The sequence below is a fragment of the Paenibacillus sp. E222 genome (assembly GCF_013401555.1).
Classification (GTDB): domain Bacteria; phylum Bacillota; class Bacilli; order Paenibacillales; family Paenibacillaceae; genus Paenibacillus.
Genome location: NZ_CP058552.1, coordinates 717,184 through 731,144, shown reverse-complemented (window position 1 = coordinate 731,144; position 13,961 = coordinate 717,184). Strand labels below are relative to the sequence as shown.

Below are 13,961 nucleotides of genomic sequence, written 5' to 3'. Positions count from 1 at the left end.
TGCAGGCATAGAAAGAGCGCAGGATAATGTACACGATTGATTAAACTGCGCCTGTAGATGTGTGCCGGATAGGAGAATAAACATATGGCTTTATCACGTGCAAAAGCAGGCTGGGTCCTGGCTTTTCTGGTACTCATGTGGGGAGTAAACTGGCCCCTGACCAAATACGCATTAAATTTTACACCGCCGCTTATATTCGCAGGCATGCGCCTGTTAATTGGGGGTCTGGTGCTGGGGTTGTATGCTTTTCCACGCTACAAAACGCTGCGGCTGAAGCAAACCTGGCATATTTATGCCATATCTGCGGTGCTTAACATCATCTTTTTCTACGGTTTTCAGACCGTGGGGCTGACGGAAGTGCCGGCAGGCTTATTTTCATCCATCGTGTTCCTGCAGCCTGTGCTGCTCGGAATCGGAGCATGGCTGTGGCTGGGTGAGTCCATGTATGGACTGAAGATTGCCGGATTGGTGCTCGGTTTTGCAGGAGTGGCTACAATCAGTATTGGCGGCATGACAGGCAAAGTATCCCCTGAAGGGGTTATGCTTGGGCTGTTCAGCGCAATTAGCTGGGCGATCGGGACCGTATATATGAAGAGAAATTCAATGAAGGTCGATGGAATCTGGATGACAGCCATTCCGATTCTGATCGGCGGAGTTGTTCTGACGTTGACAGGAACGGTCACAGAGAGCTGGGCTGATGTGCAGTGGGTGCTTCCTTTTATACTGGATACGCTGTTTATTTCGGTGTTTGTCATTGCGTTGGGCTGGCTCGCGTTCTTCAAACTGGTCAGCTCCGGTGAAGCCAGCAAAGTAGGATCGTTTACGTTCCTGATTCCGTTGATTGCCCTTCTATGCAGTGTGCTGTTCCTCGGAGAGTCGGTGACGGTCAATTTGATCGCAGGTCTGGTCATGATTATTGCAAGCATTCTGCTTGTGAATGTTAAAGTGAAAGGCAGTAAGGTAGCGAAAATATAAAGTATGCGGTGAACTTTCTCAAATTGGCTGTTGTAGCTGAAAGGGAAGGTTCGCCGTTTTTTTTTTGGTTAAACCGAGAAAAGAAGAGGGGATGCAGGTGCAACAGCGAATTGTATGTGCGTGGTATGTCATTAAATTAGGAGGGTGATTGAATATGGGCTGGAGTGAATTACGTGAAATCCCGAATGAATACAGCGATGAGGTACAGCAGATTGATGAGCAACTCTTGAAGATGGTTACAGCCAGAAAGAACATAACCGGAACTACCCAATACCAGCCCCCTAAAGATGTCATCGATAAATGGGTGAACTTACTGGATATGAAGGAGGAAGATATCCGTTATGTACTCCGTAGCGTGCAGCCGATGCCGCAAAGGCACTACTTTCCACGTGAACCCCTCCAATTGAAGAGTGTGGTGCCGATCATGAAGAAAACAATCAAAGATTCGTGTGAGTATATGATCACGCATTCGATGCAATATGAAGGAGAAAGTCTCGTCTATGTGGAGATTCAATATAAGGGGAATAATGCTGAGCGTATACAAATGGTACCACATTTAGCTCTGGAGATAATCGGTGCACAGATACATACAACCATGAGACACGACAGTCGTGGAGGCGGTGGCGAGACACAACTCACTTTCCGAGTAATTCCTGCCCTTCCTTCTTCTCTGGAAAACGTGCGATTCTCCTTAATTCCTTCAATACCAGAGTTGGAATACAAAGTGGAGGAAGTCTTTTTGGATAAACAGGTGGACTTCGATTAACAGGAATCAGGATTTATCATGAAAAATGACGTATGGATGTTGCGCATGTACTAAGGGCGCACGATCTATACGTCATTATGTTTATCACGGGAAATAATGCCTTTCTCCTTCTCATAGGCTTCAATATGCTGTTCAATCAGATACTCAATTTGCATCGCGATGGATCGTTTGTTTTTGTCAGCAATCACTTTAATTTTCTCGAAATTCTTTTCTCGCAGCCTAAGTGTAAAGACTCTTTTATCTGTAGCCATGAAATATAAAACTCCTCTAAAAATGATATTAATATTGTAGCATTACATGCTAAATTTCATTTTTCATCAAAGTGGAATACATAAATCAGAGGATATAATTCCTCGTCAGAATGACAATGCAATAAATGGGTAAGTTATATATAGGAACATCACCATGATATCGAAAAGGAGGACTCCAGCATGACACAGAACAATCAACCTCAGGATGAGGCGGCAATTCGCAACAAACTGGATGAAGACGGGGATTCCTTGATGGAGAAAAAGAAAATTTTGAGCGGTGTGGATATTGAGCCGCAAGCAGACGAGTGGTCTGCGAAACCTTCACCTGTAGCATTTGATGAAGGTAAATCATCCAAAGAATAAGAGGTACCAGATATAGGTTGAGAAGAAGCGGGTACCGTTAAGGTATCTGCTTTTTTTATAAAATAAGAAAAGGATTAGCTCTGGATGAGGGTCATCGTTCTGATATTTAAGGTAATTGTCCGCAACACGCAGTCGGGGTTCATGAAGCACATCGACAGATGTTTTTTTTGTTGTATAATCATGGAAACGTTTTGTGAGGGGAGAATGTGAAGATGAGTGAGATTAACATTAGACGGGCTGTCATCGGAGATTATAAGGGAGTATCTGCATTAATGGACGAGCTTCATCGCCTGCATGTAGAGGCCAGGCCAGACGTATACAGAGAGCTGCAGCCGAGAATGAGTCATAAGGAATATGAACAACTACTAGAAACGGATCATCGTCATCTCTATGTTGCGGAATTGCTGGAACAGGGTGAGATTGTTGGATATGCGAGCGCACAGTTAAATGTTATTCAGAATGTGACTTTGTTAAACGATCGAAGGATGTTATACATCAATGAAATCATCGTTGGCAGCAAACATCGTGGACATGGGACAGGTAAACTGTTAATGCAGGTGTTAATTGAACTTGGTAAAGAAATTCAGGTTGACAGTGTTGAACTGACCGTGTCTACATTTAATACCGGTGCACAGGCTTTCTATGAGCAGTTGGGTCTGTCTGTACGCAGCAGCAGAATGGAATACATACTATAATGCACCTGTTCGAAGACGATTCAGATGTCTGGAAGTTAGTGTAGACGTAGGAAGCATGGAATACATCCATTTGATTTGCAGCAAAATAAAAATAAAGAAATGGTCTTGCATACCCCCATGGGGTATGTTACTCTTATAACAGAACGAAAGAAAAGGGGTGTTCGCGATGGAACATCAGAGCCATCCCAAGGAACCTTTGGAGTCATCCGTAACAGAGGTGAACGAAGTGTCACAGTCCGATGATCAGCAAGCTGATTCATGTCATACGGCAGGCAGTGATGGAAAGCATGTGCGCAAGAGCCATCACTCCCAAGAGATGAAGGGCAACCTGATTTCGCGATTGAACCGTGTTGAAGGACAGATCCGCGGGATCAAGGGCTTGATCGAAAAGGACACCTATTGTGATGATGTGCTGACGCAGATCGCGGCGGCTCAGTCTGCTCTTAATTCAGTAGGCAAGCTGTTGCTGGAAGGTCATATGAAGAGCTGTATCGTTGAGCGTATTCAGGCCGGAGAGCATGAAGTTGTGGATGAATTATTGGTAACGGTAAGGAAGTTAATGAAGTAATTATTTTTGAATGAACTCATCATTTATATATCTAAGGAGGAACTATCCATGTCTAATATTACGTTGAACGTTACAGGAATGTCTTGCAATCACTGTGTGAAATCGGTTGAAGAAGCCGTGAAGAATGCGGGAGCGAGTGGTCAGGTTGATCTGGCAGCAGGAACTGTCGCAGTTGAATATGACGAGCAAAAAGTCAATGTGGATCAGATCAAGGCAGCCATTGAAGATCAAGGGTATGACGTAGTCTAATCATCGCAGGCTTAAACTGAACTTGCCTTTGCATGGAAAGGAATTCAACAGCTCTTTTCCGATAAATAAGTTCATTGTTTAAGCCTGATTTTTCGTCTTTTATATACCCCTTGGGGGTATTGAATGAATAGAATATTTCATAGAGAAAGGAGCTAACAACATGGATAAGTCATCAACAACGGCAAACGCAACAGCATCAGAATCCGCACCATCGCCAGAAGCAGCTGGATTACAGACAACTCTGCAAATTACAGGCATGACCTGTGCTGCCTGCTCTACCCGGATTGAGAAGGGATTGTCCCGAATGGAAGGGGTCAATCAGGCGAATGTGAACCTCGCCATTGAACAAGCAACGGTATCCTATGATCCGAAGACAACGAACATCAATGCTTTGCGGGATAAGGTGGAGGCGCTTGGCTACGGTACAGTAACGGAATCCGTGGATCTGGACATTACAGGCATGACCTGTGCTGCTTGTTCTGCTCGAATCGAAAAGGGTCTTTCCCGGTTACCGGGTGTATCCCGAGCTAACGTGAATCTGGCGCTTGAGACGGGACATGTGGAGTTCGCAGCGGGAGCGTTGAAAGCATCCGATATTACGGCGAAGATCAAGCAGCTTGGTTATGGCGCGGAATTGCAGCAGACACAGGAAGATACCCAATCAGTGCGAGAGCGTGAATTACAGCGCAAAAAGTGGAAATGGATGATCTCCGCCCTGTTATCTTTGCCGCTGCTTTGGGCCATGGTGGGTCACTTCTCATTCACTTCGTGGATCTGGGTACCGGACCTGTTCATGAACCCATGGTTCCAACTGGTGTTGGCAGCGCCAGTACAGTTTGTGATCGGATGGCAATTCTATGTAGGAGCCTATAAAGCGCTGCGCAATGGCAGTGCCAATATGGATGTACTGGTTGCTTTGGGTACAAGTGCAGCGTTCTTCTACAGTCTGTATCTGACCCTGATCAGCGGCAATGCAGCTTCGACCATGATGGATCATGGCGGGGCGGGCATGGCTGCAGCAGCCATGCCAACTGTGGAACTATATTATGAGACGAGTGCAATCCTGATTACGTTGATCCTATTGGGAAAATGGTTCGAAGCCGTAGCCAAAGGGCGCTCTTCTCAGGCGATCAAGAGCCTCATCGAACTGGCTCCACGTGAAGCCAGAGTGATTCGTGATGGACAGGAGGTTATTGTACCGTCGGCATATGTTGTGGTAGGTGATCTCGTTCTGGTCAAACCCGGAGACAGCATTCCTGTGGATGGCATCGTGGAGGAGGGGCAGTCTTCTGTTGACGAATCCATGTTAAGCGGAGAGAGCCTGCCCGTGGATAAAAAACCGGGGGACACCGTTACAGGCGCTACGCTGAACAAAAATGGAGTATTACGACTGCGTGCCACCCGCGTTGGCTCGGACACGGCATTATCTCAGATTATTAAAGTAGTTGAGCAAGCGCAGGGTTCCAAAGCCCCTATTCAGCGGATTGCCGATGTGATTTCAGGCATCTTTGTTCCGATTGTTGTAGGCATCGCGGCAGTGACGTTCCTGATCTGGTATTTGTTCGCAAGTCCCGGTGACTTTGCCGGTTCGCTGGAGAAGGCGATTGCTGTTCTGGTCATTGCCTGTCCTTGCGCGCTGGGCCTTGCAACGCCAACGTCTATTATGGCTGGATCGGGACGTGCGGCGGAATACGGTGTATTGTTCAAAGGCGGCGAACATCTGGAATCGGCACAGCAGATCCAGACCGTTGTATTGGACAAAACAGGTACAGTTACCCAAGGCAAGCCCGTGCTTACAGATGTGGTGACCGCTCCAGAGTGGTCGGAAGCAGAGCTGTTGCAGCGAGTGGGGGCAGCTGAGCAGAGTTCGGAGCATCCTTTGGCTGAGGCGATTGTAGAAGGAATCCGAGCTAAAGGTCTGGAGTTAACCCAATCCGAGCAATTCGAGAACATACCGGGATATGGTGTGCGAGCTCGGGTTCAGGGACAAGAGGTCCTGGTCGGGACACGTAGACTGCTTACGGATGCGAAGGTGAATGTCTCCGAGGAAACCATGCAGCAGATGAACAACCTTGAAGAACAAGGGCGTACAGCGATGCTGGTCGCGGTAGACGGTCAATGGGCTGGGGTTGTTGCCGTGGCTGACACTATCAAGGATACTTCACGGGAAGCCATTCAGCGGCTTCATGCTATGGGAATCGATGTCATCATGATTACGGGAGACAATGAGCGGACAGCACGCGCTGTAGCGGAGCAAGCCGGAATTAATAAAGTTCTGGCTGAGGTACTGCCAGAGGGTAAAGCGGCAGAAGTGAAAAAACTTCAGGAAAGTGGCCTCAAGGTAGCGATGGTTGGAGATGGAATCAACGATGCTCCGGCCCTTGCTACAGCCGATATTGGTATGGCGATTGGAACCGGAACCGATGTAGCGATGGAAGCAGCGGATATTACGCTAATGCGCGGGGACCTGAACAGTATTGCAGATGCGATCGAGATGAGCCGGCGCACGATGGGCAATATCAAGCAGAACCTGTTCTGGGCACTTGGTTATAACGTGATTGGTATTCCAATTGCAGCAGTGGGCTTCCTCGCTCCTTGGTTGGCAGGTGCGGCGATGGCGTTCAGCTCCGTGTCGGTTGTACTGAATTCGCTGCGTCTGCAACGAATGAAACTGAAAAGCAATGACTGACGTCCATTGAGAGACGTGATTCAACTTATCATTATGCTCAAAAGTAAGCAAGGTGCGGTCCGCTACGGCGATCCGTGCCTTTTTTTGTTGGGGAACGATGTTTGAGATATGTTAAAGGAGCTGTCCTTTCCTTGTTAAAAGAGGTGAGGATGTGAAGTGATGTCCTCTTATGAAATGGAATTCATTGTTTGCGAAACACATCTTTATCTTTCTGAACCTTTCAGAAATAGTTTGACAATATAGACATATAGACTTAAAATTTAAAACGATCGTTTGATTTAAACAATCGTTTATATCAAATTTGAACTAATGAGTAATGGAGGACATCATTTATGTTGCAGGCTTTACGTATATTGTTGAAAAAACCGCCAGTAATTGTGGGGATCGTGACGGCACTTATGTTCCAAGTGATCTTCAGCGTGATCTGGATGACAGCATATTCCGGAGTGAATGACCGGATGAATGAATTGACGGTTGCCGTTGTCAATGAGGATGGAGAGCAGTCCAAGGGGATCGCAGATCGTATGGCTGAGACGCTTCCTTTTCATACCGTAACGAATCTGAGTGCTGCCGAGGCCCTCGACCAGTTAAATCATCGCAAGATTCATATGGTGCTCAATATTCCTGCAGGGTTTAACGAGCTGATTCAGACAGCCGGTTCCACTGCCGAGATCAAGTACACCATTAACGAGGCGAACCCGGTGACGATCAAAAGCATGATGCAAGGTGTATCGCAAAGTGTGACGAACACGATTAACAAGCAAGCAACCGCACAAGGTGTGCAAGCTGTGTTGACCGCTTCCGGAGCGCCTGCAGCTCAGGCAGCTGAAGCTGCTGCCAACCTGACTACACGAGTGGAAGGTACAACCACTTCCATTAATCCGGTTAACGGCATGAACAACCAAATGGTTCCGATGATGATGGTACTCGCTTCTTATGTGGGAGCCATGATTATGGGGATGAACCTGCAGACAGCGATGGGTATGCTGTCCGCTACTCACTCCCGCTGGACATTGTTCGGAGCTAGAGTAGTCATTAATCTGGGGTCTGCTCTTGTCGTTTCCCTGCTGGGATCATCACTGATAGTGTCCCTGGGCGGACAGATCGAGCAAGGATTTATCGCATTCTGGTTGTTCCAGGCGTTGTTCCTCTGCACGTTCATGTTCTTCTCCCAGTTCTTCCTGATCTGCTTTGGACCAGCGGGAAGCTTGTTCAACATCATTTCCCTGTCCCTGCAACTGGTATCCTCCGGTGCAATGGTGCCACGTGAATTGCTGAACAGTTTCTACAGTGGTATTGGCCAGTATCTGCCAGCCACATATGCCGTTCAAGGTATTCTGAGCGCTCAACTGGGCGGTCCTGGGGTTCAATCCGCTGCGGGCTCGATTGTTATTGTATTGCTGGTTGCTGTAGCCCTTTCCCTGGTGGTGACGTTGTTGAAAAAACAACGCATGCCAGTTGGGGCACCAAGCCCGGCTCAAATGAACAGCTAATATTCCAGACGTAATGGTTGGTCTTCATAGGATATGATCAAGCACCCCGGTGATATTCACCGGGGTGCTTGGTTTAATAGTAGCTTAAGGTGGCACACCTTGCGCTTTGATGCACAAACTTTCATAATGAAACGATAGAGTAGTCTCGCTGCAGCCCTGTAAGCTGGAGCAGATGAATAGAACGGACAAGAGGAGCGGACGGAATGACGGAACCTGAATTGGATATAAAAACGAGGATTTTGCTTGCAGCCAAGAAGCTTTTTGCACAGCAGGGGTATGACGGGACAAGTGTTCGTCAAATCTGTGATGAGGCGGGTGCAAATGTATCGCTGGTCTCGTATCATTTTGGCGGAAAAGAAAAGGTGTTTGAAGCCTTATTTGAACACTTTTTTCCTGATCATATGATGAACGAGTTGGCTGAAGAGTCCATGTCCTCCCCCGTGGAGGGTATCCGACGAATCATAGGTGAAGTCGTAAAGTTCACGATGACGGACCGGGAGATGAGCGATATTGTGCAGCTTGAAATTACGCTGCGTACCCATCGCACAGCTACCGTGTTTCGTTTTCTGGACCCCGTCTGGACCAGAGTGAGAGAACTGCTGCAAGAAGGCAAGGAGCAGGGCGTGTTTCAGATCGAGTCCGTATCCTATGCGATGCTTCAGGTCATGGGTGTGGCTTTGGCGCACAAACGGGCCAAGAATTCACGATTTAGCTTTGACTATCAGGACATGAACACAGATGAGCTGGCCGAGCAGACCATTGAATTCGTACTACGAGGATTGGGAGTGAATAGCAATGAACGAAACCATTGAATTGATGATGAAGCACCGCTCTGTGCGGAAATTCAAGTCAGACCCGGTAAGTGAGGAACAGCTGGCAGCCATCGTGGCGGCCGGGCAGATGGCTTCCTCTTCAAGTAGTGTGCAGGCCTATACTGTAATTGCTGTTACCGAACAGGAGCAGAAGGCCAAATTGGCTGAATTGGCAGGCAATCAGTCTTACGTGAACGAATGCCCTGTGTTTCTCGTATGGTGTGCTGACCTTTATCGGCTGAGTGATGCTGCCAAGCGTCATTTGCCCGAAAAGGAATCCTACGAGGACTCCACTGAAAACTTTATGGTGGCGACAATCGATGTTGCGCTCGCATCGCAAAATGCTGCACTTGCAGCAGAGTCACTGGGTTTCGGAATTGTATATATTGGTGGGCTGCGCAATCGCATTGAGGAAGTTAGCGAAGTATTGGGCTTGCCTGAGGGAGTATATCCAGTATATGGAATGTGTATTGGTGTTGCTGATCAGGAGACGGGTATTCGTCCGCGTCTACCGCTGGATGCGGTCTTACACCATGGCCGCTATAACGCCGAGCAGACCCTCAAAGGCGTCGAGAGCTATGACGAAACGACCGCTGCATACATGAAGGAGCGCACTCAAGGGGAACGCTCTACGCCATGGTCCGAAATGATGGCGAAACGTCTCACAGAGCCGGTACGTCTACAGATGAAGCCATTCCTCGAAGGCAAAGGATTCTTAAAACGTTAAGCGTAAATACAACAGAAGTCAGTTCGGCGGAAGCCGACTGACTTCTTTTTTTGCATACTATACTGTACCCATTTAGTTGAGGAATCAGCACAAGACTGGACGCCAACTCGTCTCTAAGGGAGACCGTAGAAGCGTTTCGTATTCTGATAAAAGAGACGCGCAGCCCGCTCCGTTCCCATACCGGTCACTTCACTCCAAGCTTGAATGACCTGTCTCGTCATGGCAGGGTGCGTCATTCTTCCCTGGAAAGGTCCCTCGAAGGGCCAAGGCCCATCGGTCTCTGCCATAACCTGCTCGGAAGGATACTGGCGAGCTAATTCGCGAATTTCCTCTTCGTATATGATATCAGGTGTGAATGAGACGAAATATCCGTTGTCAGCCATTCGCTGGACGGTCCGCTTGGAACCCTTGAACCAGTGAAAATGAGCCCGGCGATGATGATATTGCTCCAGCAGATCACAGGCGATATCGGCATCCTCGTATACAGCGTGCAGTATAATCGGTTTACCGTGCCGCTTGGCTAGCTGGATAAATCGCTCCAACAGATCGATATAGCCGCGCTGATCAAAGCGTTGTCCTAATTGTTCGGCTTCCTGTCGGTTGTAATAAGGCAATCCAACTTCCCCAATCGCTGTGGCTTGTCCTATATGCTTTTCGATCCAGTCGAAGAACAGATCCTGCTCTGCCAGGGACGGCAGAGGTTGCTCCGGATGGAAGCCAAAGGCCGGATATACGGTACGGGGGTATTGTGAAGCGAGCTCCAGGTTGGTCTGGGTAGATGCCAGATTCATGGAAACGGCGATGACGGCCTCAACCTGTTGGGACGGGAAGGAATGCAGCATCTCACGTTGTTCTTCAGGTGTATATTTGTCCAGGTGAAGATGGGCATCGATCAAGGGTGCAAAAGCGGTTGATTGCATGGCTGGACCCCTCCTTTTTATCTTTTACCAATGATACGCAGGGTGGTTTGTGTTGGATCACCCATTTCAGGAAAATAATAACTTAAAAACCCGCACTATTTAGATAGGCGGGTTTTCTGCTGTTCTTCTCTCATCCACTGGGAAATCTGCCGTTTCCGTTCAAGAAAAGCAGACTCCTCCGTAATCGCTTCCCGACGTGGACGATCAAAGGGAACATCGACCTCGTGAAGTACAGTCGCAGGCCGATTCGACAGGACGTAGATACGGTCAGCGAGCAGCAGTGCTTCCTCGATATTATGCGTAATGAACAGCACCGAGCGGCGGTTTTGTTCCCAGATATCGAGCAGCCAGCGCTGCATATCGCTGCGGGTCAGTGCATCTAGCGCACTGAAAGGCTCGTCCAGCAGCATCAGCTCCTGCGGACTGAGTAGGGCGCGCAGAAAGGCAACCCGCTGCTGCATACCGCCCGATAACATATGCGGATAGGCTTGTTCGAACCCGGCCAGTCCGACACTGCTCAGCCACTTCCGGGCATCTGCCAGCGCTTCTGCTCGGGGTGGTGCATCCGCAGACACTTCACCTGCAAGCAGCACATTGTCCTCAATGGTACGCCATGGGAAGAGGGCAGGCTGCTGCGGCATATAGCTAATCTTGCCGCGTTGCCCGGTAACATTCTGACCATTCATCAGGATTTGTCCCTCCTGTGGTTTCAGCAGGCCGCCGATGATGTGAAACAGGGTGCTTTTGCCGCAGCCGGAAGGGCCGACGATGGCTACGAATTCTCCTTGTTCCACGGTCAGGGACAGGCCATCCAGAACAGGCAATGTGCTGCGTCGCTCGCGGAACGAAGCATGCACGTTCAGAACTTCGAGCGCTGGTGATGATTGATGTGCAGGTAAGGCCACGTTTTCTTGCTCGGGACCTCCGCTGCTCGTTGGAAGGGTTGCACCTTCATCCGGCTCAGCAGCTACCCGCTCGTTGTGTTCGGGTGTCATCTTGTCATCACTTCCTAACCTTTATAGGGTGCATATATTTCAAAGTTATCGCTTTTGTGGTCGCCAGCGTACGAGCAGCTTCTCCAGTAGCGCAATGAGCAGGAAGAGCAGCAGGCTCAGTGCTACAATAATCATGATTGCCACGAAAAGACGATCCGTCCGATAGGCTGATTTTTGCAGCATCATATAATAACCGATCCCCTTATCTGCACCGATCCATTCGGCGATAATCGCACCCATGACGCTGTACGTAGCGGCGATTTTAATCCCCGAGAATACCGAGGGCAATGCATGTGGAAGTTCGAGCTTCCAGAAGATTTGGCCGCGTTTTGCACCAGCCATGCGCATATAGTTCATCATCGCTGCATCGGTGCGGGTCAACCCGTCCATAGCAGCTACAGCCACCGGGAAGAAGCAGACCAGGATGATAGTAATCAATTTGGGCAGCAGCCCAAATCCGAACCAGATTAACAGGAGCGGCGCGAGCGCGATGGTCGGAATATTTTGACTAAGGATAAGTAATGGATAGAGTGCAGATTTCAAAAATGGAATTAAATGCAGCACCATCGCAATCAGTAATCCCACGAGCGTACCTGCTGCGAACCCAATCAATGTCAGCTGGATTGTTGCCCATGCATGCATGCCAAGTCGATCTGCTTGGGACGCTGCTTCATGGGCGATGTCCGAAGGCGCAGGCAGCATCCATTTCTCAATATGGAACAGGGAGACAGCTCCCTGCCATATCGCTATAAAGAGAATAACCGCCACAAAGGGCGGCCATACGCTTTTCCAATAGGCATGCATTAGCGATATTTCTCCGTCAGGGTGTCCATGCTGAAGCCGCTTGGGCTATGGGCGATCTTGATCTGTGAGATGATGCTTGGACTGCCGGCTTCCACGAGAACTTCGTGCATTTTGCGGACAACCTCCAGCAGTTCCTCCAGTTCACCCTCCATCGTGGTATCCAGTGCATTAACCTGATATTTCAAGCCGGACTGCTGAATCACTTCAATGGCACGATCAACATAAGGATAGGAATTTTCGCCATTTGGCGTTTTAGGAATGACTTGAATGCTAAGTAGTGTGCTTGCCATGAAAGATCACTTTTCCTTTCGAGTTAAATTGCATGAGTTAAACCAGCTTTACACTTGACCACTCCGATTGCAGTACCCTCTTCCGATCGCTGTTATCCCCGAATTTTTTTGATTTCATTTTCCACAAGGGGAAAATCCGGGGATAAAGGCGACCACTTCGTTTCTTCAGATGGGTTCTGCACTCTTCGTTCTGGTGTAAAAAAAAGTTAAACTTAAACCATTTTTATTGGGGTAGAAACTCGTTCGTATACGCTTTGGATACATCTACCTGCTCATCGAGCAGTTTTTTGCTAAACATCCAATCTGTATAGTTCTGCCATACTTCCTGCTTTTGCTCACCCCAGCGCGGTGCGTCATCCTGATATTTCGGACTCAGCCACTTTTGGCTTGCGAGTACAAGGTCCTTATCCAGATCCGGTACGGCCTTGATCAGAATGTTCGCAGCGTCTTCGGGATGATCAATCGCATATTGATATCCTTCGGAAGTGGCTTTCAGGAATGCTTTAACCAGCTCGGGATCGTTCTGAATCGTCTTTTCATTGGTAACGAGTACAGGAGTGTAGTAGTCCAGTGCCTCGGAATAATCCTTCACATATAACATGTCGATCGGTTCGCCGCGCAGTTCGGCTTCAATACCCGTCCACGCGTAGAAAATCCAGGCAAAGTCGATATCACGTTTCACAGCGGTGAAAAAGTCGGCGTCACCCATGTTAATGTTTTTCACTTTGGATACATCGGCGCCTTCACCTTCCATAATGGATTGCATCACGGCTTCTTCGACTGGGGAACCCCAGCCGCCATAGGTTTTGCCTTCAAAATCTTTGGGAGACTTGATGTTTCGATCCACCGGAGCGGCAAATCCGGACGTGTTATGCTGAATAACCGCAGCGATGGACACAAGCGGTACGCCTTGTGTGCGGGCCTGAGTCACGCTCTCCTGATAACTTACGCCAAAAGGCACTTCATTGGATGCAACCATCGTATCTGCGCCACCGGCACCTGGTTGTACAATCTCTACGTTCAAGCCTTCGGCCTTGTAAAAACCTTGATCTACGGCCGCATACAGGCCGGTATGATTCGTATTTGGTGTCCAGTCCAGCACTACTTTAATGTCCTTGAGGGCTGCGTTGTCACCTTCATTGCTGTTTTCGGTATTGCTGCTGCCAGTTTCTCCTGAAGGTGCAGCTTCTTTGCCGCCACATGCGGCCACAGCCACTAGTAGTACGCACAAGAGCATTAGGCCCATCATTTTACGCCATCTCATCTTCATTTCTCTCCTTCATGTTGTCCGGCCAGTGGCACGGGGTACTCCTTGGCTTCATATCCAAGCATCTTGCATAAATCGACAGATTTATACCAGCTAT

General features: G+C 48.6%; 16 protein-coding genes. 10 read left to right on the top strand and 6 right to left on the bottom strand.

Annotated elements, in window-relative coordinates; genetic code table 11:
- The first annotated feature begins 84 nt into the window (after nt 1-84).
- Entirely contained in the window at nt 85-975 is an 891-nt protein-coding gene (locus HW560_RS03160; protein WP_109999283.1) for a DMT family transporter, read from the top strand.
- Between the two features lie 154 nt (nt 976-1,129).
- Nucleotides 1,130-1,741, top strand: coding sequence for a hypothetical protein (locus tag HW560_RS03155; RefSeq protein WP_179262003.1), 612 nt, complete (start codon nt 1,130-1,132; stop codon nt 1,739-1,741).
- 65 nt (nt 1,742-1,806) lie between these two features.
- Here the strand turns inward: HW560_RS03155 and HW560_RS03150 are convergent, their stop codons facing one another.
- Nucleotides 1,807-1,992, bottom strand: coding sequence for a hypothetical protein (locus HW560_RS03150; protein ID WP_090904105.1), 186 nt, complete (start codon nt 1,990-1,992; stop codon nt 1,807-1,809).
- Between the two features lie 180 nt (nt 1,993-2,172).
- On the opposite strand from HW560_RS03150, the gene HW560_RS03145 reads away from it, so the two are divergent.
- The 8 genes from HW560_RS03145 to nfsA all read left to right on the top strand — a co-directional run bounded on the left by HW560_RS03145 (nt 2,173) and on the right by nfsA (nt 9,588).
- The gene (locus HW560_RS03145; RefSeq protein WP_063566250.1) at nt 2,173-2,355 is read left to right on the top strand and encodes a hypothetical protein; all 183 of its coding nucleotides are present in this window, start codon (nt 2,173-2,175) and stop codon (nt 2,353-2,355) included.
- Between the two features lie 212 nt (nt 2,356-2,567).
- On the top strand, nt 2,568-3,050 hold the full coding sequence (locus tag HW560_RS03140) for a GNAT family N-acetyltransferase (RefSeq protein ID WP_090904106.1): 483 nt from the start codon (nt 2,568-2,570) through the stop codon (nt 3,048-3,050).
- Nucleotides 3,051-3,216: 166 nt separating this feature from the next.
- Nucleotides 3,217-3,618 carry a metal-sensitive transcriptional regulator gene (locus tag HW560_RS03135; RefSeq protein WP_090904107.1) on the top strand — a complete coding sequence of 134 codons (402 nt, stop codon included), beginning with the start codon at nt 3,217-3,219 and terminating at the stop codon, nt 3,616-3,618.
- Nucleotides 3,619-3,666: 48 nt separating this feature from the next.
- Nucleotides 3,667-3,867 (top strand): copper ion binding protein, encoded by a 201-nt coding sequence (locus HW560_RS03130; protein ID WP_090904108.1) that lies wholly within the window; start codon nt 3,667-3,669, stop codon nt 3,865-3,867.
- A gap of 160 nt (nt 3,868-4,027) precedes the next feature.
- The gene (locus tag HW560_RS03125; RefSeq protein ID WP_256222413.1) at nt 4,028-6,556 is read left to right on the top strand and encodes a heavy metal translocating P-type ATPase; all 2,529 of its coding nucleotides are present in this window, start codon (nt 4,028-4,030) and stop codon (nt 6,554-6,556) included.
- A gap of 332 nt (nt 6,557-6,888) precedes the next feature.
- On the top strand, nt 6,889-8,049 hold the full coding sequence (locus HW560_RS03120; RefSeq protein ID WP_179262001.1) for a YhgE/Pip domain-containing protein: 1,161 nt from the start codon (nt 6,889-6,891) through the stop codon (nt 8,047-8,049).
- Nucleotides 8,050-8,252: 203 nt separating this feature from the next.
- Complete coding sequence (locus tag HW560_RS03115) at nt 8,253-8,861, top strand: TetR family transcriptional regulator (protein ID WP_063566247.1); 609 nt, start codon at nt 8,253-8,255, stop codon at nt 8,859-8,861.
- Nucleotides 8,845-9,588 carry an oxygen-insensitive NADPH nitroreductase gene (gene nfsA / locus HW560_RS03110; RefSeq protein ID WP_090904111.1) on the top strand — a complete coding sequence of 248 codons (744 nt, stop codon included), beginning with the start codon at nt 8,845-8,847 and terminating at the stop codon, nt 9,586-9,588. The genes HW560_RS03115 and nfsA overlap by 17 nt, the downstream gene beginning before the upstream one ends.
- A gap of 113 nt (nt 9,589-9,701) precedes the next feature.
- Here nfsA and HW560_RS03105 read toward each other — a convergent pair whose 3' ends face one another.
- The 5 genes from HW560_RS03105 to HW560_RS03085 form a co-directional block, all read right to left on the bottom strand.
- Nucleotides 9,702-10,508 (bottom strand): TatD family hydrolase, encoded by an 807-nt coding sequence (locus HW560_RS03105; RefSeq protein ID WP_179261999.1) that lies wholly within the window; start codon nt 10,506-10,508, stop codon nt 9,702-9,704.
- A gap of 95 nt (nt 10,509-10,603) precedes the next feature.
- Nucleotides 10,604-11,503: an ABC transporter ATP-binding protein gene (locus HW560_RS03100; RefSeq protein ID WP_179261997.1), complete on the bottom strand. Its 900-nt coding sequence runs from the start codon at nt 11,501-11,503 to the stop codon at nt 10,604-10,606.
- Between the two features lie 45 nt (nt 11,504-11,548).
- Nucleotides 11,549-12,307: an ABC transporter permease gene (locus HW560_RS03095; protein WP_090904114.1), complete on the bottom strand. Its 759-nt coding sequence runs from the start codon at nt 12,305-12,307 to the stop codon at nt 11,549-11,551.
- On the bottom strand, nt 12,307-12,597 hold the full coding sequence (locus HW560_RS03090) for a thiamine-binding protein (protein WP_090904115.1): 291 nt from the start codon (nt 12,595-12,597) through the stop codon (nt 12,307-12,309). The genes HW560_RS03095 and HW560_RS03090 overlap by 1 nt, the downstream gene beginning before the upstream one ends.
- A gap of 223 nt (nt 12,598-12,820) precedes the next feature.
- A complete protein-coding gene (locus HW560_RS03085) occupies nt 12,821-13,861 on the bottom strand; it encodes an ABC transporter substrate-binding protein (protein WP_090904116.1) in 1,041 nt (346 codons plus the stop codon).
- Between the last annotated feature and the right edge of the window lie 100 nt (nt 13,862-13,961).